General features: G+C 35.5%; 17 protein-coding genes. 11 read left to right on the top strand and 6 right to left on the bottom strand.

Translation table 11 applies throughout. The features are described from left to right. Positions 1 to 85 precede the first annotated feature (85 nt). On the bottom strand, positions 86 to 2,701 hold the full coding sequence (gene cphA / locus IPK14_05420; GenBank protein ID MBK7992861.1) for a cyanophycin synthetase: 2,616 nt from the start codon (positions 2,699 to 2,701) through the stop codon (positions 86 to 88). Further along, positions 2,701 to 3,537 (bottom strand): cyanophycinase, encoded by an 837-nt coding sequence (locus tag IPK14_05425; protein ID MBK7992862.1) that lies wholly within the window; start codon positions 3,535 to 3,537, stop codon positions 2,701 to 2,703. The genes cphA and IPK14_05425 overlap by 1 nt, the downstream gene beginning before the upstream one ends. Positions 3,538 to 3,869: 332 nt before the next feature. Here IPK14_05425 and IPK14_05430 point away from each other — a divergent pair, with 332 nt between their 5' ends. The 7 genes from IPK14_05430 (at position 3,870) to IPK14_05460 (ending at position 12,833) form a co-directional block, all read left to right on the top strand. After that, positions 3,870 to 5,591, top strand: coding sequence for a B12-binding domain-containing radical SAM protein (locus IPK14_05430; GenBank protein ID MBK7992863.1), 1,722 nt, complete (start codon positions 3,870 to 3,872; stop codon positions 5,589 to 5,591). A 96-nt stretch (positions 5,592 to 5,687) separates the two neighbouring features. After that, on the top strand, positions 5,688 to 6,617 hold the full coding sequence (locus tag IPK14_05435; GenBank protein MBK7992864.1) for an LD-carboxypeptidase: 930 nt from the start codon (positions 5,688 to 5,690) through the stop codon (positions 6,615 to 6,617). Positions 6,618 to 6,642: 25 nt separating this feature from the next. Next, positions 6,643 to 8,298 carry an AMP-binding protein gene (locus IPK14_05440; GenBank protein ID MBK7992865.1) on the top strand — a complete coding sequence of 552 codons (1,656 nt, stop codon included), beginning with the start codon at positions 6,643 to 6,645 and terminating at the stop codon, positions 8,296 to 8,298. A gap of 47 nt (positions 8,299 to 8,345) precedes the next feature. Then, positions 8,346 to 10,925, top strand: coding sequence for a serine/threonine protein kinase (locus IPK14_05445; protein ID MBK7992866.1), 2,580 nt, complete (start codon positions 8,346 to 8,348; stop codon positions 10,923 to 10,925). 92 nt (positions 10,926 to 11,017) lie between these two features. Continuing rightward, a complete protein-coding gene (locus tag IPK14_05450) occupies positions 11,018 to 11,413 on the top strand; it encodes a hypothetical protein (protein MBK7992867.1) in 396 nt (131 codons plus the stop codon). Positions 11,414 to 11,454: 41 nt separating this feature from the next. Further along, positions 11,455 to 12,531 (top strand): aminomethyl transferase family protein, encoded by a 1,077-nt coding sequence (locus IPK14_05455; GenBank protein ID MBK7992868.1) that lies wholly within the window; start codon positions 11,455 to 11,457, stop codon positions 12,529 to 12,531. A gap of 5 nt (positions 12,532 to 12,536) precedes the next feature. After that, positions 12,537 to 12,833 (top strand): hypothetical protein, encoded by a 297-nt coding sequence (locus IPK14_05460; GenBank protein ID MBK7992869.1) that lies wholly within the window; start codon positions 12,537 to 12,539, stop codon positions 12,831 to 12,833. 3 nt (positions 12,834 to 12,836) lie between these two features. On the opposite strand, the gene IPK14_05465 is transcribed toward IPK14_05460, so the two are convergent. From IPK14_05465 to IPK14_05475, 3 genes are all read right to left on the bottom strand, one after another. Then, complete coding sequence (locus tag IPK14_05465; GenBank protein MBK7992870.1) at positions 12,837 to 13,520, bottom strand: phytanoyl-CoA dioxygenase family protein; 684 nt, start codon at positions 13,518 to 13,520, stop codon at positions 12,837 to 12,839. A 98-nt stretch (positions 13,521 to 13,618) separates the two neighbouring features. Then, complete coding sequence (locus tag IPK14_05470) at positions 13,619 to 13,819, bottom strand: hypothetical protein (protein MBK7992871.1); 201 nt, start codon at positions 13,817 to 13,819, stop codon at positions 13,619 to 13,621. Between the two features lie 175 nt (positions 13,820 to 13,994). After that, positions 13,995 to 14,393 (bottom strand): DUF971 domain-containing protein, encoded by a 399-nt coding sequence (locus IPK14_05475; protein ID MBK7992872.1) that lies wholly within the window; start codon positions 14,391 to 14,393, stop codon positions 13,995 to 13,997. A gap of 63 nt (positions 14,394 to 14,456) precedes the next feature. Between IPK14_05475 and IPK14_05480 the strand changes: the two genes are divergently transcribed. Continuing rightward, on the top strand, positions 14,457 to 14,960 hold the full coding sequence (locus tag IPK14_05480; protein ID MBK7992873.1) for a DUF4440 domain-containing protein: 504 nt from the start codon (positions 14,457 to 14,459) through the stop codon (positions 14,958 to 14,960). Between the two features lie 23 nt (positions 14,961 to 14,983). Here the strand turns inward: IPK14_05480 and IPK14_05485 are convergent, their stop codons facing one another. After that, positions 14,984 to 15,739: an ATP-binding protein gene (locus IPK14_05485; GenBank protein ID MBK7992874.1), complete on the bottom strand. Its 756-nt coding sequence runs from the start codon at positions 15,737 to 15,739 to the stop codon at positions 14,984 to 14,986. A 264-nt stretch (positions 15,740 to 16,003) separates the two neighbouring features. Between IPK14_05485 and IPK14_05490 the strand changes: the two genes are divergently transcribed. From IPK14_05490 to IPK14_05500, 3 genes are all read left to right on the top strand, one after another. Further along, positions 16,004 to 16,294: a hypothetical protein gene (locus tag IPK14_05490; protein ID MBK7992875.1), complete on the top strand. Its 291-nt coding sequence runs from the start codon at positions 16,004 to 16,006 to the stop codon at positions 16,292 to 16,294. Between the two features lie 27 nt (positions 16,295 to 16,321). Then, positions 16,322 to 18,130: a carbon starvation protein A gene (locus tag IPK14_05495; protein ID MBK7992876.1), complete on the top strand. Its 1,809-nt coding sequence runs from the start codon at positions 16,322 to 16,324 to the stop codon at positions 18,128 to 18,130. Between the two features lie 90 nt (positions 18,131 to 18,220). Next, positions 18,221 to 21,340 carry a hypothetical protein gene (locus IPK14_05500; protein MBK7992877.1) on the top strand — a complete coding sequence of 1,040 codons (3,120 nt, stop codon included), beginning with the start codon at positions 18,221 to 18,223 and terminating at the stop codon, positions 21,338 to 21,340. The last annotated feature ends 11 nt before the right edge of the window (positions 21,341 to 21,351 follow it).

Here is a 21,351-nt window from a genome sequence, read left to right on the forward strand (position 1 = left end):
TCTTTTAACCAAAGTTGTGATAACTATTTGGTTCTTGCATATGTAAAAGTTTATACTTGTTATAACTACTATAGCTATTACACTATTATATTCCCTTACGCAGATTATCACGGAAATTGACTACTTGTTCAAAACAGCGTTTAATATTGTCACAAGTTATGACTATCAAATCATCTCGAACTGCATTTTTAAGAGCTTGGTCAACCGCTTCAGTTTCTTTTAGGATTATTTGAATATTTTCTGGTGGCATTCCACTATCAATTGCAGCTTGGCGGAGTACCTCAGCCGTTTTTCCTGCCTCACGTCCACGACTATCATCATCCTCTTTAATAATTAGACGGGAAAAGATTTTTCCTGCCTGACTTCCCATATTTTGTAAGTCTATTTCGCGGCGATCCCCAGGTGCAGCAACCACGCCAATTTTACAGCTAGTATTAAGCTGACTTACAAAATTAGCCAATGCTTCATAAGCAGCAGTGTTATGAGCATAGTCTAATAAAACATGGAAATCCCCAACTTGTTCAAGGTTCAAGCGGCCCGGTGCAAGATAGAAATTAGTATTAAAAGTTTTTAACCCTGCTCTAATATCATCTATTTTTACACCGGAAAGATACGCTGCTAAAATTGCAGTCATTGAATTAGCTACATTCATCATTGCCCGACCATTAAATGTAGCAGGAATTGAATGGATATTGATGACAGGTATTTCATAAGAGCCTTGGAAGATCTTAATTACATTATCAATTAATGTAATTACTGTGCCGCCTGCATTTCGATGTTGTTGCAGCACTTCATTATCAGGGTTGAGAGAAAAATAAGCTAATTTACCTCCGGCTCTTTCCGCTAGTTTTATGCAATGTTCATTTTCAGCATTTAGAATTGAATAGCCATCACGCTCAACCACTTCTATAACTAAAGCTTTAACAAATGCTAGTTCTTCAACAGTTTCAATTCCTCGAAGCCCTAAATGATCTTCAGCAATATTAGTGATAATACCAATTTGGCATTGGTCAAAACCTAGTCCTGAACGAAGGATTCCACCGCGAGCCGTTTCTAACACTGCAAAATCTACAGTTGGATCACGTAGCACCATTTGAGCCGACCAAGGCCCAGTCAAATCGCCTGTTAAAATCTTTTTCCCATCAATATAAAGCCCATCAGTAGTGGTTAGACCTACTTTTTTTCCAGCCATTTTTAATATATGAGCTATCATTCTAACTGTAGTAGTTTTCCCATTAGTTCCTGTAACAGAAACTATAGGAATACGACTAGGAGTATTAGGAGGAAAAAGCATATTTAAGACAGGAGTTGCAACATCACGGGGTCGGCCTTCGGTTGGGTGTACGTGCATACGAAAACCAGGCCCTGCATTTACCTCGCAAATTGCTCCTTTAGTTTCTTCTACAGGTTTAGTAATATCATCAGTAATAAAGTCAATACCTGCAACATCTAGCCCAATAACCCTAGCGGCGCGTTTAGCCATTTCTATATTAGAAAAATGTATATCGTCCGTTCGGTCAATAGCCGTGCCGCCTGTGCTAATGTTGGCTGTATATTTTAGGTAAACAACTTTTCCTTTTTCTGGAACAGATTCTAAAGTAAATCCTTGTTCAGTAATTAAACGTTCGGATTCAGCGTTAATAAAAATTTTGGTTAAAGGTTTTTCATGTCCTTCACCGCGTCTAGGATCTTGATTAGTTATATCTACTAGCTCTTTAATTGTATGTTGTCCATCTCCAACAACATGTGCTGGAACACGTTCAGCAACAGCAATTAGCTCATTATTGACAACTAAAATTCTATGGTCACGTCCCTTAACATATCGCTCAATTATTACATCTTCAGAATAAGTTTGAGCCATTTCAATAGCCTTAGTTAAATCTTCGTCAGTTTTTATGCCAATAGCTACACCTTTTCCATGATTACCGTCCAAGGGCTTAACTACAACAGGATAACCAATGTCTTTTGCTGCTTCTAAAGCGTCTGCAATGTTATCAACAACTTCACCTTTTGGAACAGGTATTCCAACATCATCTAAAAGTTTTTTAGTTAACTCTTTGTCACTTGCAATGTCTACAGAAATTAAATTAGTCATTGATGTAACAGTAGCCTCGATACGCTTTTGATAAACACCATGACCTAGTTGGACTAAATTTCTATCATTAAGTCTTAAGACAGGAATATTACGTTCTTTTGCTTTGTCAATCATTGCTTGGGTAGATGGCCCATAAGCAGTTTTCTCAAGCGTTCGTATAAGGGAAGACATTTCTTCCTTAAAATCAAATTCATTGCCATAAACTAGGTGTTCAACTAGTCGGATTGCCATTTTACCAGCACGAAGCCCAACTTTTTCTTCTACATAAGAATAAATCACATTGTAAAGGCCAGGTTGACCAGCGGAACGACATTTTCCATAGCCTACAGGAGTTCCTACTAGACATTGAAGCTCTAAGGAAATATGCTCAATAATATGACCCATCCATGTACCTTCACGAAGTCTAAGAATAAAGCCACCAGGAACACCTTCTGAGCAGCGATGGTCATAAAGGGATGGAATCCATTCTATTAGACGATCTGTAAATTTATCAATTTTGCTAGAAGGGCGTTCTTCTAGTTCTTCAATGTCTATAAGTAGTTTAATTACAGGTTTTAGGCTATAAATATTTGGCCCACGAAAAACTTGAGTGCTGATAACTTTCATTAGTTTGAACTCCTCTTTTTACGTCTTTCTAAAATAAGGGAAGCTGTTTTGATAGACAATTTACAGCCATGTGTTAGAGTGTGTAATGCAATATTGGAAAAAACTAGTGGGCTTTTATCTGGCACACTAGCAGGGTTAAACATATTAACTTTTCTTGCGTCAACAACTGTTACTGTCCCACGTCCAATTACATCTATTTTGTCATCAGGATAAATAATTGCTGCTGTGTCTTCATCTACTCCTACTCCTACCAAATGGGGGTTTAGCATTACTGCATAAAGTAGTCTTCCTAGTCTCTCACGTTGATGAAAGTGTTGATCAACAATTATTGATTTGGCTAACCCTAGCCCAGGTGCTACTTTAGCCATTCCTGAACGTGCTAAACTGCCACGGCTTCCACCAGCAATCATTGGGTCGGATAAAGCAGCAGCACCAGCAGAAGTTCCACCAATAACAGCCCCGCGCAAATGCGCTCTTTCAATAGCTTCAAGTGCTGGAGTTTCTGAGAGTACAGAAAGGATTTTATTTTGATCCCCGCCAGTTAGAAAAATTGCTGTTGAATGGTCGAGAATTTCAATAGCTTCTTTTTCATAAGCGTCTTCATGATGAAAAAGTGAAAGGGCTTCAACACTTTGCGCACCAAAATCAGTAAAAATTTTATGGTAAGCTGGGCCAGTGCGCTCATCTTGTGATGCTGTGGGCAAAATAGCAATACGGGCTTTTTTGCTACCACTAAACTCAAAAAAGCGATTTAAGATAAATTTTTCTTCAAATTTATCTTCGGCTCCACCAATTGCCATTAAAACGCCGGATTTAGCAATAGATTTTTTTGTCATGAGGTTTCTTTAACTTTGTTAATACTTGAGGTTATTGGAGATTTCGCGGTGAGATTCTATTGAAAAATTTTGTATATTTCAAGAACTCTAAAACTAATTGAAAATACCATATATAAACTTCCTTAAAATTAATTAAGAAAAATTTTTAGCTCTTGTATTTTGAATAATTAAAGGTTGGATAAAAGAGGAAAATTCCCCAAAATTTATCCATTTCAAATTGATGAATAATAAATCACGGTGTAAGATTGGCGGATATCGAGCCGAAGCTCAAGTAGTATTAATCAAAGCTAGAAGCTTTATATTTCTAACACTTAATGACGGAGACTGATATAGTGGGTTCACCTAAGATTGTTTTGACGGCTTCGTCTACTGAAGCTAGTGAATTTAAGCATAGTATTTGGCAACAAATGCTTTCCGCCACAATCCCTTATAAATTTAGTCATATATTTATTGATCCTGCCTCAATGATTAATGATTCTTGGCCTGATGGACGTGCAAAATATGTTCCTAATGGCTTACGTATGGTTGAGACATTGCTTCTTAGGGATTATGACGAAAGCGATGTTGTAACTTGTTATACAGAAAATTTAGAAAAATTTGTTGGGCCAGAAACAAAAGTAGTAGCTATTCATGCACATAATCCTTTGGGTATTTCTTATGCTACGGATGTTTACTCAAAATTAGCTGGAGATAATTTCATGCCGTTAAACGCGCATGAATTTATGGAAATAGTTACTCACCCAATAATTAAAAAATATCGTCCAAAAATCGTAGTTGGTGGGCCCGGAGCTTGGCAATTAGAAAAAGCAGACCGTTTGGATGAATTTAATATAGATTATTTAATTGATGGTGAAGTGGAACTTGTTCTAAATGATATGTTTAGAAAGATTATTGTTGGAGATCCTACACTACCACGCATCATCAAAGTACCAAAAAACATGCAGCCTTCTGTAGAAGATATTCCAGTAGTTCGTCATCGCTCAACTTTTGGTGTAGTAGAAATTACTAGAGGATGTGGACGTGGTTGTCAATTTTGCTCTCCAGCAACAAAAGTAGGACGTTCTTTTCCCTTAGAACATATTATGAATAGCGTTCGTGCTAATGTTGATGAAGGTGCAACAGAAGTTATGTTGACTTCAGAAGACATGTTTTTATACGAACAGTTACCTAATTTTACTACTAATGCCCCTGCATTAGAAAAGCTTTTTAAGAGCGTGCTTTCTGTTAAAGGGCTAGAAACCATTCAGCTTTCACATATTACCCTTGCACCAGTAGTAAAAGATCCTAGTATTATTGAAAGGTTATCTCCTTTATGTGTTCCTTATTCGCATCTTAAACATCATGAATCTACGGATCCAAATAAATGTATAGTTGATCCAATTATTGGGCTTGAAACAGGTAGTCCAAGGCTTTTTGATACCTATATGAAGGGGAAGGCTTACCCTTACAAAGCTCATCAATGGAGAGATGTTGTAGTAAAGGGAATGGAGATACTTAACCGTCAAAATTGGTATCCATTTAATACTTTTATTATTGGACTACCTGGAGAAACGGACGAGGACACCAAGCTATCTTTAGATATGCTTTATGATTTGCGGGACTCCAAAGGAATGTATGTTCCTACATGGTTTGTTCCACTAGAAAACACTCGCATGCAAAAGAAAGAAAGTGTTAAACTCATTGAAATGACAGACCTGCAATGGGAATTTTTCTTTACTTGTTGGAAATACAATATTGAATTTTATCGCGGAGGCACATTTTCACGCTATAAATTCTCCTTAGGTGTACCGCTTTATTACAAGATGTTAGGCCGCAAGTTATTTGGTGAGGGGATGAAATACCCATTATGGAGATTTGCTGGATTTCCAGAGAGGTTTTTGCGCAAGAAATTGTACTTAGATTTTTCTGGTCATAAGCGTAATCGTAATGGAATGAAACCTTTTGACAGAGAGATTATTCCCGGCTATGAGACCGTAAAGGGCTTGAATATGGTTGATGCTAGCCAGCTTGGAGTGAAAAAGAGGCTCTCCAATCCGGCAGAAGTCATTAGTTAATAACTTTCCTTCTTAGAATTTGTAACCCCAGTTAATTACTGAATTAGCTGGGGTTATCTTTATTTAGAGAAAATAATAAATTAAAAGGTGTCATTGATGAAAAAAGTTTTACTACCTCCAATGCTTAAAACTGGCGATAAAATAGGAATTATTGCTCCAGCAGGAATAGTTAAGCAAGAAAATGTTAATAAAGGTATAGCACAGTTAAAAAAGTTAGGGTTTGAAGTAAAGTATTCATCTTCGCTTTTTGAGCAAACACGCTACACAGCCGGAAGCATTAAACGACGTGTGGCGGAATTTGAAGAAATGCTTGAAGATAAGAGTGTAAAAGCTATTTTTGCTGCTCGTGGTGGTTATGGTTCTATGCACTTGCTTGAGTATTTAGACAAACTGGAAAATTTTGATCCAACCCAACCTAAAATTGTAATGGGCTATAGTGATATTACAGCATTGCTTATTGGGTTATATCAAAAATATTCTTGGGTAACTTTTCATGGGCCGATGATAAATAAAGATTTTGCTGAGGGTCTTTATGATAAGCGTTCTTTTACTAAATTATTAACTCGTCCGCTACCTGCTGGGCCCGTTGACAGTCAAACAACACAAATTTTAGTGCCAGGGACGGCTAGAGGACGGCTTTTAGGTGGTTGTATGTCTTTAATTGTTTCTTTACTTGGCACACCTTGGGAGTTAGATACAACGGGAGCCATACTTTTTTTAGAAGATATTAATGAAAAACCTTACAGATTAGACCGTATGATCACACAGTTAAAGTTAGCTGGAAAATTGCAGAATGTTCGAGCTATTATCTTTGGTGAAATGGTTGCTTGTCAGGTAGAAGCGACAGCTAATTATAGTTTAACAGATCTATTAACTGACTTAACAAAAGACTTAAATATACCTGTTGTTTTTGGGCTAAGAGCCGGACATAGTGATATAGGTAATCTTACATTGGCTTTTGGAGTTGAAGTTTCACTTAATGAGCGTGGTATACTTTCCTTTAATGAACCTGCCGTAGTTTTATAAATCTAAAAGAAATTCAGAGTTAAACATGGGATTAGAAGAAAAAAAATCTTATCGTGATGTTTGTGTAGGTGAGTTGTTAAGTTGTCTTGCTAAAGATTTCCCTAAAAATGAAGCATTGGTTTATCCTGATAGAAAGTTACGCTATAGTTTTTCTGAGCTAGAAAGCGTTGCTAACACTATTGCTAAAGGATTATTAAAGCTAGGAATTAACAAAGGTGATCGTGTAGCTCTTTGGGCTAGCAATGTTCCAGAATGGATTATTTTGCAATTTGCACTAGCTAAAATTGGTGCAACATTAGTTACAGTTAACACTAGTTTTCGTGCTAGAGAGCTAGCTTATTTGCTTAACCAATCAGAGGCTTGTGCAATTATTGCTATTGCTAGGTTTAAGGACTTGGACTATGTAAATACTATTTATGAAGTATTACCAGAATTAAAGCTAAGCACACCAGGAAATTTACAAAGCAGCAATTTTCCTTTTCTTCGACATGCAATATTAATTGATGAAAATAAATTTGATGGATTTCTTTGGTACCAAGATCTATTTGATTTAGCTAAAAGTGTTAGTGATGAAGCTTTGCAGATTAGAGAAAAAGACTTAAGCCCAGAAGATGTTATAAATATGCAATATACTTCTGGAACGACAGGTTTTCCCAAAGGAGTAATGCTTTCACACCGCAATATTGTTAATAATGGTTATTGGCTAGGCGGTGCAATGCACCTTTCAAACAAGGACAAGCTTTGTTTACCTGTACCACTTTTTCATTGTTTTGGTTGTGTAATTGGAGTGTTAGGAGTTTATACGCATGCGGGTTGTCTTGTGCCTTTAGAAACTTTTGATGCTCGTAAAGTTTTGGAATATGTAGAGCAGGAAAAATGCACAATGCTTTATGGTGTTCCAACAATGTTTATTGCAGAATTAGAAGACCCAGAATTTGCTCGGTTTGATTTAAGTTCTTTACGTACAGGAGTTATGGCTGGCGCACTTTGTCCAGAAATGTTAATGCGGCGTGTAATAAAGGATATGAATTTAACAGATATTATTATTGCTTATGGTTTAACAGAAGCATCTCCTGGTATTACTCATACTTTAATAGAAGACACTATAGAAAACCGAACTCAAAGCGTTGGTAAAGTTATGCCTGAAGAAGAGGTTAAAATTATTGATCCCAATAGTTTAGAAGCTTTACCTGTTAATAGTCCTGGTGAATTATGCGTTCGTGGCTATAATGTAATGAAGGGTTATTACAATAATGAAATAGCAACACAAGAAGCATTAATTACACTTGATGGGGTTTCTGGATGGCTCAGAACAGGCGATCAGGCTACTATTGATGAGCAAGGTTATGTTCGCATTACAGGAAGAATTAAAGATATTATTATTCGTGGTGGGGAAAATATTGGCCCTAAAGAAATAGAGGACTTAATACGTACACATCCTAAAGTACTGGATATTTATGTTTATGGGGTTGCAAGTGAAAAATATGGGGAGGAAGTTGCGGCTGCAATTAAATTAAAATCAAGCTTAGAATGTGATGAAAAGGAAATATTAGATTTTTGTCAGGGACGAATTGCTAAATTTAAGATTCCACAATATATAAAATTTGTTACAGAATTTCCTACTACTGCATCAGGAAAAGTACAGAAGTTTAAATTACGAGAAACGCATTTTCAGCAATAAGGGGAATAGCCTAAGCACTAATGATTTAGTGTATAAGCGAAAAAACTATGAAAGAATGTCCTGTCTGTCATGTTTGTTTTGGCGATCATATGCAGATTTGTGATAACGATCAAACTGTTTTGATAGAGTTATTGCCGGGACTACCTGTTATTTCAGGAAAATATCGCTTAGATAGAAAAATCGGAATTGGAACAGTAGGTATGGTTTTTCAAGCTACTATAATACAAACAGGCTTAGTTGTTGCTGTAAAAGTAATTTCTCCAATACTTCTTAGTGTAGATCCAAGTTTAGTAGATAGATTCTTAAACTTAATTAAAGATTTTGCTGCCTTAGACCATGTAAACATTATAAAAATATTAGATTGTGGTTATGTTAATTCAGCACTGCTTTACTTTGTTATGGATTATTTCCCAGGAAATAATCTAGCTAACATATTGATAGAAGAAAAACAACTTTCCATAGAAAAAACATTAGTAATAATGTCAAAGGTTTGTGAAGCGGTTGCAAATGCTAATCGTAGTGGGGTCTATCATTTAGACTTAAAGCCAAGTAATATTTTAGTTCGTGAAGGAGATGATGGTCAATTAATTATTAAAGTTGTAGATTTTGGTATTGCTCGCTTAAAGACAACAAGTTTAATAACTAAGCTTTCCCCATCTCAGCGAGACTTAGTCTTAGGTAAACCTTATTATTCTGCTCCAGAAATGTTTAATAACAACGAGCAAATAGATGCTCGTTCAGAGGTTTATTCTATAGGTGCTGTTCTTTATCATTTATTAGCTGGTAAACCTCCTTTTACAGGTGGAAGTTATCCTATGTTAAAAATGCAACATATGGGAGTAACACCTAATCCATTAAAAGAATTTCGTCCAGATATGCCCCCTACATTGGAATCTATTATTATTAAAGCCTTAGAAAAACGTACTGTACAACGCCATAGCTCAGTTATTGCTTTAACTATTCAATTATCAGCACAACTAGCTAAACATAGAGAATTTTTAGCTTCTCAACCAAGTAACACTTTACCAACAATGCCATCTCCACCAGAGCCTTTTTATTCAGATGAACCAACTCCCGTTCCTATTACAGGGAGAGCCTTTTCTTTACAAAATAATCAAGAAACTGTATCGGCTTTGCTTCCTGTGTCTGATTCTAATAATTCACGGACAGAGCCAATGGTAAGCTCAGAAATTTCTATATCAGATTTAATTAATAGTATGGATAAGAATACTTTACCGGCACTTCCTGACTTACCAGAGCCATTTTACTCAAATGATCCAACACCTCCACCAATTACAAGTAAACGTACTTCGCCTGTTACAGAGATGGATAAGGATACTTTACCTAAGTTACCAGACCCAGGGATATTTTATGATGATGAACCAACACCCGTTCCAAGTTCAAGCCAAGCCTTTTCTTTAATAGATGAAATGACTAAAGATACAATACCTGTAATTTCAATGGATTCAAAAAGATACCCAGTAGTAAAATCTTTTGAACCTACTGAAGTAGTAGAAAAAGAGCTTTCCTTAACAGATGAATTAGATAGGGCTTTTCCTAGCGTATCCTTTGCCGAAGAGCCAGTTGATGACTCAACACCTAATCCAAACACAGATACAATTTATTCAAATGCTCAATTTTCTTTTTCTGAAAAACAAAAAATAGTAGCTCTATCAACTTCTAGCACAAGTCAAACTTCTATAGATACCTCTGCATGGTTTAATAATGAAAGTGAGGTAGTTATCACTAAGCCATTAGTGTCAGAGTCTTTTGCTATTGAAGGTATAGGGCAACAGGAACCAGATTATGTTGAAAATAGGGAAGTTGAAAGAGTACAAATTATTGAGCAAATGGACATAAGACAAGAAAATAGCTTAGTAGAAAATTTTAGTATTAGTGAATTTTTGAAATTTCCTACAACTGCCAAAACACCTATACAAATAACAGAATTAAGCCCTACTTGCATAGTTTATTTATTTGTTCAGCAATTTCTTCCTTCTGTTTTAAGTGGGCAGCGTAGCCGAAAAATGCACAACAACTTTGCTACAGAACGCGAACGTTTAGCAGCAATGCTTTTAACCGTCGCTCTTTTTTCTTTAAGTTGTCGTGGTGCTATAGAAATTGCTGTTGGTTCTAACACACAAAAGAAACAAATAGCTCTTAACAATAGAAATGATGGTTTAATTGTTAGGGCAATAAATTTAGATCTGCCCCCACTAGACATTTTAGAATGCAAAATAACAGACTCACTTAAACGAACAAATATCTCGCGTTTTTATAATATTTTCTTACATATTGCTCAAACTAGTGTGGCTAGTACAGAAAAAGAAGCAATTTGTGAAATTGTTGCAGATTCTATTGCAGATGAATTAACGGTTCGTAAATTACTGCAATCAAAACGACGTAGCAGAATGCTTGAATCAGGGGAAAGTGCTATTGATTATGAACTTGCAAGCGATTTAACACCATACCAAAATCAGGCTAGTGCAGTAACTGATTGGATTCAAGCTTTGCAGCGACAAGCTACATTAGAACTTAGTGGAAAACCTGTACAGCCTTTTATTTATATACTTAAATACTATACAGATCTATTTCGACATAATTCAAAAGAACTATCTAAAACCTAGTACAAATTTTTCAACCCCTTATTGAAAGCTTTTAATCAATGCTCTTATAATAATCCATCAGATCTAAATATGTTTTTTAGGAGTTATAAGTTATGCGTAGAGTTTTATTTATCTTTGCCGCCATTATTTTTCTTGGTAGTTTAACAACAGAAGCTTTAGCACAGGGTTCTTATGGTACAGGTAAATTACCTAATACCGCTCCTAAAATACGCAGAGAATTAAAAACTATTGTAATTATTGAATCAGTTAACAATGAAGAGTTGACCTTTAAGGGTACAGATGAAATTACAGGAGATAAGCTAAGTTATAGAGCAAGTAAACGGACTTCTATTTATGCAGAAAAAAGCTTATTTAGTGTTTTTGGCAAAAAAGAATTAGCTTTTGCAGACTTGCAAAAAAGACAACGTCTGGAAATTAAATATAATGAATGCCTACCTACTTCTGTAAAAGAAATTAAGGTATTAAAACCAAAAGAAGAAAAAAAATAACAAAGATAAAGTATAGTTTTTTATACTTGGGAGAAAATTTTATGTTAAAAAGTGCCTTGGCTTCCCAGCATTCTCAATTAAAAGCTGAATTTGCGGAGCAACTTGGCTGGGAAATGGCAGCACATTATGGAGATTACTGGCAGGAATATCAAGCAGTTAGAAATGCAGTCGGTGTAATAGATCTTTCTAACCGAGGACGTATTGAAATTACAGGTAAAAATAAAGTCCAGTTTTTGCATAATTTAGTTAGTAATGATGTAAAAGCTTTACAAGTTGGAAATGGAATTTTTGCAGCTTTTCTAAATATGAGAGGGCATGTCTTAAGTGATTGTTTTATTTATATGTTAGAAAATTCCATTTTATTAGATTTGCCGACTAGTACTAGAGAAAAAATCTATTATCACTTAGAAAAATATAGTCCTGCTGGAGAGTTTAACGTTACCGATATTACGGAAGCAACATCACTTTTATCATTACAAGGCCCTCATAGTAGGCCGCTTCTTAATAAATTAGGTGTTACTACTAATTTACAAGAGTTGCAATTAGCAGAAGTTTTAATTGCTGATTGTAGATTGACAGCCGTAAAACATTCACGAACAGGTGAAGAAGGCTATGATTTATTTATTGCTAATGAAAATATCTCTACTGTATTTCAAGCGTTACTAAAAGCGGGTGCTAAGGCTGTTGGACTTAAGGCTTTTGACTTACTTCGTATAGAAGCCGCTGTACCAGAATATGGTGTAGATATGGACGAAGAAATAATTTTACTAGAAACAGGCTTAGAAACTGCTGTAAGTTATACAAAGGGCTGTTATTTAGGACAAGAACCTATTGCAAGGATTCATCATCGAGGCCGCGATCAAACCGCAAAACGTTTAGCCGGACTAGTAATTTCAGGTGAAGATGTACCAGCCACCAAAAGCAAGGTTTTTAATAAAGATGGAAAAGAAATAGGACATATTACTAGTGCAGGGTTTTCACCAATACTAAATCAAGTAGTAGCTTTAGCTTACTTAAAACGCAATAATTTTACTGTTGGACTAAATCATTCTGTGCAATTTAATGGTAAAGGGCTAGCGGCAGAAGTATCAAAATTACCTTTCTATAACCGAGGTTAGTTTTTATGTCAGAAGAAAATAATATATTAGCAGGCCAGGAAAACCCCTTAGATCTTGCTACTGCTCAATCTACTTATAAAATTATTACTGCTCTAATTGAACAAGTTGAAGCCTCTTCTAACTTGATTGCACTCTTAGCTAGCTCACTTGGTGAAAAAGCTACTTTTAGTGTTACACAAACTAGCACTTGGGCCGCTTATCTTAGTTCAAAACGTACTTTAGAAACTTTAACACCAGAACTGCACCGCTTTGTTTTTGCTGTCACCAAACTAACTGAGGAACTAGAAGAAAAACCAAAATAACTTTTAAGCTAAAGCTAGAGAAATATTTGTGGCTAACTCTAAATTTATTGCATATTCAATATGTAAAACTCGTCTTGGTTTATCACTTTTTGCTTTAGATGAACAGTGTATTAGCAAAGGACTCATTGCAAGTACCCCTCCCTTATCAACTAAACATTCTATAGAACTATTTGATTTTGAATAACTTAAAACTTCTTTGTCTGATAAAATACCAAGTAAATGTGAGCAAGGAATTATTTTAAGTGGCCCATTTTCGCTAGTAGCAGCATCTAGATGTATTCTTAAAGCTACAATTTGAGATAATGCCCAAGTAGGAGCATGAGCATAAAGAACACCTTCTTTTTTTGACCAAGGCCCCCAAGCTTTATCATCAAAATATGATTTTAAGGGTAATGCTCTATCTTGATGCCAGGTTACTAACCAATTATTTAATAATGATTTATCAAACAATGTAGCGCGAAAGGGATTAGCTTTGTTTCCTAACAATTTTTCTGCAAAATTAATTAAACGCTTGTCTTTGGCAACCTTAGCAATTTGAGTGTTAGACATTAAATGTCTTGCTCCTGCTTGCTTTCGTTTGCTAGTTTGTAGCTTAGTCCTATTTGCTTGAGATAAAATATTTGTTAAATCGTCACATTCGCTAGCTGAAAAAATATTTTTTTCAATAAAATAGCCTGGGTTTTGCATATTAAAAATGTTAAATATTTTAGGTTCCAAAATAGAAAAGCGCACAAATGTAGTGCGCTTAGACTTTATAAAATCACTCACTAAAAAAGATCAAGAAATTAAGATACTTTATTAAGTTTTTGCAATACTTCGCGTGCTTGCTCTAAGCGTTTTTCTACCTCTTTGGAGCCTTCTAGGTGAGCTTCTACCTCACGTTCTGACCCACAATCATAACAACGCATTACGTAGCGCCCATTAGAGCCTTCTACATGATGAGGTGTACTCCAAGTATGTTTATGAAAAAGGAACTTCAAACGCATGATTACCTCATTTTGACAAAAGCTAAAAGCGATTGGTTTTATAAAATAGATAAATTTATTTTGTAAATTTAATATGTTAAGTGTGAAAAGATTCTAACAGAATCAAAGCTAACAGGAAAGTGATCAAAAAGTAAAAATATTATTTTTACCTCAGTTGTCTTTTAACACTGATTTTTTAGCTATTAGTTAAACTTCTTTCCTTAGCGCAATCACTACATAGACATTCATCACTTAACAATTTCCATGTAAAAATACTATGATGATTATCTTCCCAGTCTACACCTAAAGCATAATTTCCAACATAGTGCATACCAGAAATGCTATATTTTTCTGCCTTGAAAAGTGGTAAACTGCGCTTGGGTTTGGCTTCTGATGAGCCAGCAGGAGCCTTAGCACTAATAGCTTGATGTGGCTTTTCTCCTTTTGCTTCACGACAGCTTGCACAAGGACAAATTGCTCGTAGTTGCCCTAGGTTATAAAAAGTGCGATGATCATCATCCCAAAAAATTTCTATTATACCTGTGTTTTTACTAGCATTAATCTCTACAGGTAAGCGTTTTATTTCTGTTGACATAGCTTAAACCTTTCTGATAAAGGATTTACCAAAGATTGATATATAACAAAGAGGTGCAGAAAAGTGAATAACTCCCAGCAGATAAGCCGCCAAATAAAATATCAAAAAAAATATTTTCTTATTTGTTTTAGCTTAATAATTTTAATTTTTTGTCAATCAACCTATATTTTTGCTCAAAATGACCTTGAAAAATCTCTTACTCAAAAGCAAGCCATAGAAAAAGTCTTAAAAGATCAAGTAGTGGCTTGGAATAAAGGTGATTTAGAAGGTTTTATGTCAGGCTATTGGCAATCGACAGACTTAAGTTTTTATTCTAATAAGTCAATTACTCATGGGTGGCAACAAACCTTAGACCGTTACAGATCACGTTATCAAGCAGAAGGCCGTGAAATGGGCAAACTTACCTTTAAGGATTTAGAAATTGAAATGCTAGGCACAGATAATGCTTTTGTGCGTGGTAAATGGCAACTAGATCTAAAAACGGAAACTGTTGGAGGACTTTTTACTTTAGTATTTAAGAAATTTCCTGATGGATGGCGAGTTATTCATGATCATACGTCAGGATAAATTACAAAGCAAACTTGATTTTGTTAGAATCTATTATGTCTAAGCTTATCTTTGCGGTAGTCTTCGCCTTTGATATGGACGATTTTGCACATTTCATATAAGCGGGATCTTAATCTAACTCCTAGACGCTCAGATAAAGTCTCACCATAGTTAATCGATGGAGTATCTAAATAGTTGGAAGTAAAAATAGTTATCTTTTTATTGTTATAGCGGCGGTTAATAATTTGGGTCATTGTATCTTGTACCCAAGCAGTAGGTTTAGTTGCTCCTAGCTCATCTAATACTAAAAGCTCTGCTTCATAAATTGGGGCTAAAACCTTTAATTCGCTGCTAGATGTACTAGGGTTATAGCTTTCCTGAATTTCTTTAAGTAAATCTCTAAAATCATAAAATAAACAAGAGTGCATAGTTTTACTTAAGGCAGCTTTTAATACAGCTACAGCTAAATGAGTTTTTCCTAAACCACATTCTCCAACTAGTAATAAACCAAATTCTACATTAGGATATTCACGTATAAAGGTATTACAATCAAGCTTTGCTTTTGCTTGAGAAAGAATAGAGTCTGAGCCTGGCAAACCTTGAGGCTCATAATTATCTAAAGAGCAGGTTTCATAACGATTTGGTATTCTAGCTTTAGCTAACAAGCGGGAGTATTGAGTTTTTTTACGGCATTCACATTGACGTGCGCCTACACCAATAACCACTTGCCAGCCAGTATCAAAGCAAAGCGGGCAAGGTTCAGGCTTAGGTTGTTCATTTGCAGAAACTTTAGCCAACATTTTAGACCTGTTAGTTAATAATTTATATTTGTATTTTTTGGTATTTTACTACTTTTTTGACAGACGAGATTATAGGAAATAGGTTTTGGAAATGCAAGGAAGATAGCTAGATATTTAGATATATTCCTAGTGTAAGACTTTGGAGGTAAGAATTTAGTTAGGAAAGGTTTGACAATTTTTATTCAAGACACGTAGCATATGTTTTATAACTATTTAGCCATACAAGCTTTTTAGTAGGTTTAGCAAATTAGAGAGGAAAAACTTGTGGATGAAAAATTAAAGCATTTAACTCAAGAGTTGGGCCGCGCAATAGATCAAGCCATAAATGATGCTCCTCAAGTAAAGGAATTGACCGAAAAACTCCGCCAGGCTGGATATGAAACTATTTTAATGGTGGAAGCAACCATATGCTTTGCCAAACGCCCTGAAGCTAAATCAGAAGCTTTTTTTGATGACTCAGATACAAAAGAACCAGAGCTTGAAGGCTTAATGAATCAAGATGATTTACAATTTCTAAAGAAATTAAAAATCAGTCTTGAAGATATGGACAGTTAAAAAAAACTAAAATTTTAAGGGGGCCATATGAGCGCATTCCCGCTAATGTTAGGAGTGCTTTGTATCCTAGCACTTGGTTATCGCTACTATAGTGCTTTTATTGCTGCTAAGGTTTTGGTTCTAAATGATGAAAATATAACCCCTGCTCATAGGATGACTGATGGACAAAATTATGTTCCAACTAATCGGTGGGTTTTATTTGGACATCACTTTGCTGCTATTACTGGAGCAGGCCCGCTAATTGGCCCTGTTTTAGCTGCTCAGTTTGGCTTTTTACCAGGACTACTTTGGATTTTAATTGGTGTTGTATTAGGTGGAGCAGTTCATGATTTTGTTATTATGACTGCTTCTGTACGTAGAAAAGGAAAATCACTTGCAGAAATTGCCCGAACAGAAATAAGCCCTTTATCTGGTATAGTTTGCGCAATAGCAATTCTTTTTATAATTGTAATTGCCCTAGCTGGTTTAGGTCTTGTTGTTGTAAATGCGCTTAATGAAAGCTCTTGGGGAACATTTACTATTGCAATGACAATACCTATTGCCCTATTTATGGGGCTTTATATGTATCGCTTCCGTAGAGGAAAGATTAAAGAAGCAACCATAATTGGAATAATATTATTAATTCTTTGTGTTGTATTTGGAAAATTTATTCCAGAATCTCCCCTACTTCACAGTTATTTTAGCCTCTCAAAAAATAAAATTACTTTTGCAATAGCTCTTTATGGATTTGTTGCCTCGGTTTTACCTGTTTGGATGTTGTTATGTCCTAGAGATTACCTAAGCTCTTTTATGAAAATAGGGACTATTGCCTTTTTAATATTAGGAATTTTAATTGTTAACCCTACCTTAAAAATGCCTGCCATAACACAATATGTTGATGGAGGTGGGCCAATTATTGGAGGAAAACTTTTTCCTTTTGTATTTATAACTATTGCTTGTGGAGCAATTTCTGGTTTTCATTCGCTAATTTCATCTGGCACAACTCCAAAAATGATTAACCAAGAATCCGACATTCGCCCAATAGCTTATGGTTCAATGTTAATTGAAGGTTTGGTGGGAATTACTGCTTTAATTGCTGCCTCAGCACTTTATCCAGCAGATTATTTTGCTATCAATGTGCCACCAGAAAAGTTTGCTACTTTAGGTATGGAGATGCAAAGCCTTCCCAATTTATCAAAAGAAATAGGTGAACAACTTCAAGGCCGCGCAGGAGGCGCAGTTTCTTTGGCTGTAGGAATGGCACAAATTTTTAGTGCTTTGCCAGGAATGAAAGGCTTACTGTCTTATTGGTATCATTTTGCAATTATGTTTGAAGCCCTTTTTATTCTTACAACAATTGATACAGGTACAAGAGTAGCCCGCTTTTTAGTACAAGAGTTTATTGGACGAGTTTATCAGCCTTTTGAGCGTCCTGATTGGTTGCCAGGCTCATTGATTGCTACATCGCTAGTTGTTGTTGGATGGGCATATTTTATCTACACAGGTTCGGTTAGTACAATTTGGCCTATGTTTGGGATTGCTAATCAACTTTTAGCTGTTGTGGCTTTAGCCGTTGGTACCACAATAATTATTAACTCAGGTCGTGCTAAATATGCTTGGGTAACGGTTGCACCTATGCTTTTTGTTGCTTTTACCACTTTATCAGCAGGCTATTTTAGTATTGTAGATATTTTTTATCCTAAACATAATTTCCAAGGTAATTTAAACATTGCTCTGACACTAATAATGATGAGTTGTGTTTTAATTATTTTAGCTGATTGTGCTTGGCATTGGTGGCAACGCCTTACAGAAGTTACATTAGCTAAAGCTGCTACTAGAAGAGAACCTTTATCTTAGAAGAATTTTTTTAATCATATTTTTTCCAAAACAGTTAGAAAAATAGCTAGTTTGCCGTACAATAAGCCTTAAATTTTGGGGGAACTAGCTATGAGTGGATATTTTGATGCTTCGGCGGATTTTTTCTTCTCTGGGTCAGATAATAGGTCTGGGGATACTTCTTTAACTCGTTGGATTGAAAGAGTTTTTGCCGATCCAATCCCTTTAACACACCGAATTTCACCAGATATTTTTAATGCTGAAAATCTAACTACACAACAAGAAACAGCACTTTACTTAGATTGGCAAACACGAGATACTGAGCTTGGTTATAGACTGATTGAGCGTCATAGAGAAGAATTAATCCAAAGTAGCGAGTCTTTTCGTAATGCGTTGGCAAAGAAACGTAAACAAGTCACTTTTACCCGCACTCGACTAGAAGCTTTACAAAAAATTAATGCTACAGAGCTAAACCCATCCTTAAAACACCCCCAACATATTTTTGGACAATTAGAAACAGAAGTCCGCACCGCTCAAGAAGAATTACAAGTTCTACGTTACTATATTGCAAATCTTTCCATTTTAGATATTTTCTTAAAACCTGTTATTGGTGGTACTAGCAACGAATCACAATTTTTATCTGAACAAAGAATGCGACTTCTTGGGCAAAGCTGGCGTGGACGTATGAGACTACAATCTTTTGCTAAAAGTTTTTCTAATTATCAGTTTCCTTTGCCAGTAAATGAAGTAGCCCCAACCCCAATGTTAACAGGCTTTGTTATAACTGTTTCTGAAGGTGTCATTAATCCACTAAAAACAGATATTTTAATTACTCAAGAAGTTGCTGCATATTTACATCATTCTTTACAAGCAATTAGAGTTTTAAGCATAGAAGTAGGAGATTTTTTTTCCTCAGAAGAACGACCAAAATTAAAAGATAATCCTTGGTCAAAATTGATGTTGCTACTTCGTGCTATTACAGAGCTATTTTATTTTTGTTGGTTTGAAATTCCTGTAGCAAGCAATAATTTAATAGTTGATATTGATGAACCAAATAAATTTTGGTTTTATCAAGCCCAAACCCAACAATGGCAACCAACTACTAGCGAAGGATTAAACCTAAAATTAAAACGTGAAGCTGCTACATTAGCAAATTTTATTGTTAATACTCCTAGTTTACTAATGTGGCGTAGTCCAACGGATATAAATATTTCTGCTCTTATAACAGCACAATGTCAACGAGGATTACAACCTTATCATAGTGTTGGACTAGCTAATTTGGAGTTAAACGCTACAAAACACACCCATAAGTTTCAATCTGGCTATAGTTTAGCTGGTAAAATTATTGAGCAAGTAGTTAGTGCTGATAGCAATTTGTCAGAAGCTTTTAACAGCCCATTAGGTGGCCCACTTGAAACACTTACAGCAATGGCACTCTTGGATTATCAAGCTTTTAGCTTACTTCCTAAAAAGGAAGCAATCCCAGAAAATGAGCTTTTGCAATATTTAGCTCAATTTTGGAAATCTATGGGTAAGCGTCGCCCTATGGCACTACTTGGGGAAAAGTATGCTAGAACTGTTGGAGCAAAATTTCAAGAAATAGGTGAACCATCTCCAGAACGTGTAAGCCAAATGTCTATACAGCTTTCTGCTGTATTTTCTCGTACTGCTACCGTTTTTGGAGAGCAATATAAATCAGGTGGTCAAGAGTTATTAGCTGTTGTGGCTTTAACTGACCAAATTCGCCTGGCAGAACTAGTTAATAGCACTTGGAAATTTATTGAAGAAGTTGCAAATATTATTAATTTTGCAGAAGAAGGTTTGTCACTTGTTAGCATAATAAATTTCTTACCAGCTAAATTAGCTGAACATGAAGCAAATATTGGTAAACGCTTTAGCACAAAATGGGTGACGGCTAAACAACCTATTTGGCAAGTCTTATCTGCTAGCGTGCCTATAGTTTGGGATTTTTGGGTAAAATTAGCTGAAAATCAGCCTTGGACGGCTAGCCTTTCTCAACTTGCTCCTGATGATGCAGTTGTAGCATTACTTAGCCTTTGTGCTGATAACAGTCGCCTACTTGCAATCCTAGAATCTAGCAGCCAAATTACTTTAGAACGTCTTGCAACAGATGCAGAAACAGCAGGAAATATTGTTTTAGCTGCTTTTCAACGCTATCAATATAGTGCGGCAGTAATTGAGCTAATGCGCTATTACTATGATACAGAAATTCCTCATGATGGTTGGATAGCTTTTACTAGTAGCTTAAAGCTTTATTTGCAACAACTTCAAGGAGATTTACAAAAATTTGGTGCTACTGCTCAAATAGATATCCTTAACAATATTACTAAACAATTAGAAACAAATTACCCAACACCAGTAATAACTCGTCGCACTTCTAAAAAGGCTGTTAGCATTGGACTAAGAATTGTTGATGCAATGTCATTAAAGCCAGCTATTTTAGGTAAAAACGATATTGAAGCAGTAGAAACAATAATTAATGATCTTATTGGGCAACAATCGTTAGACTCAAGTTTATTTCTAAAATTAGTTGCAAGTTTGCAAATAACTGACAATAAAGCTCATATGCAGTTTTTAGCTAAACATGCAGACTTTCTAAAACAAAGATTTCCAAATAATAGATTTAGGCAGCTATTTTTTAATATGCCAAGTGTAACTCAAACCATTACTAGCTATTTAGCTGGTTTAGGTTTAGAAACTAATCCCTCAGCACTTACTTCAGAAATAGTTTTTCAACTGGAAGAATACTTAACACAACTAGATGTTTTTCATCATTACTTAAAAAATATTTTGTTGGAAACCTCTGCTTGTCCAAGGGAGGATTTATCAGAAATACAAGCACTTGTGCAAAATTTTCGTGCTAACTTAATTCTTTTTCAAGTTTTTGACCAAACATTTTTCTTTATTGTTAGGGAACGTGTTAGCAATACTTTAGAACGTGTTCAAGAATTTTTACAAAGCCTTGCCGTAGGCCAATTAGCTGATTGGAAACCAGAATATCTAATTCTTGGCACAGTTGGAGTTTATAAAAATGAGCAAGGACTAGTTATTGGTAGTTCCGAAGTGCCTTTAGACCCAATATTTACTGCTCCTGATAGCACTTTAGCCGAGCGGATGATGATGACATACCTTCGTAATAAGTACCAATTAATTTTATCTTTATTAAAGCGAGAATTACCAGAAATACAAATACAAGTACAAATTGGCTAAATTAGTTAAAA

Source organism: Blastocatellia bacterium (genome assembly GCA_016713405.1).
Taxonomy (GTDB): domain Bacteria; phylum Acidobacteriota; class Blastocatellia; order Chloracidobacteriales; family JADJPF01; genus JADJPF01.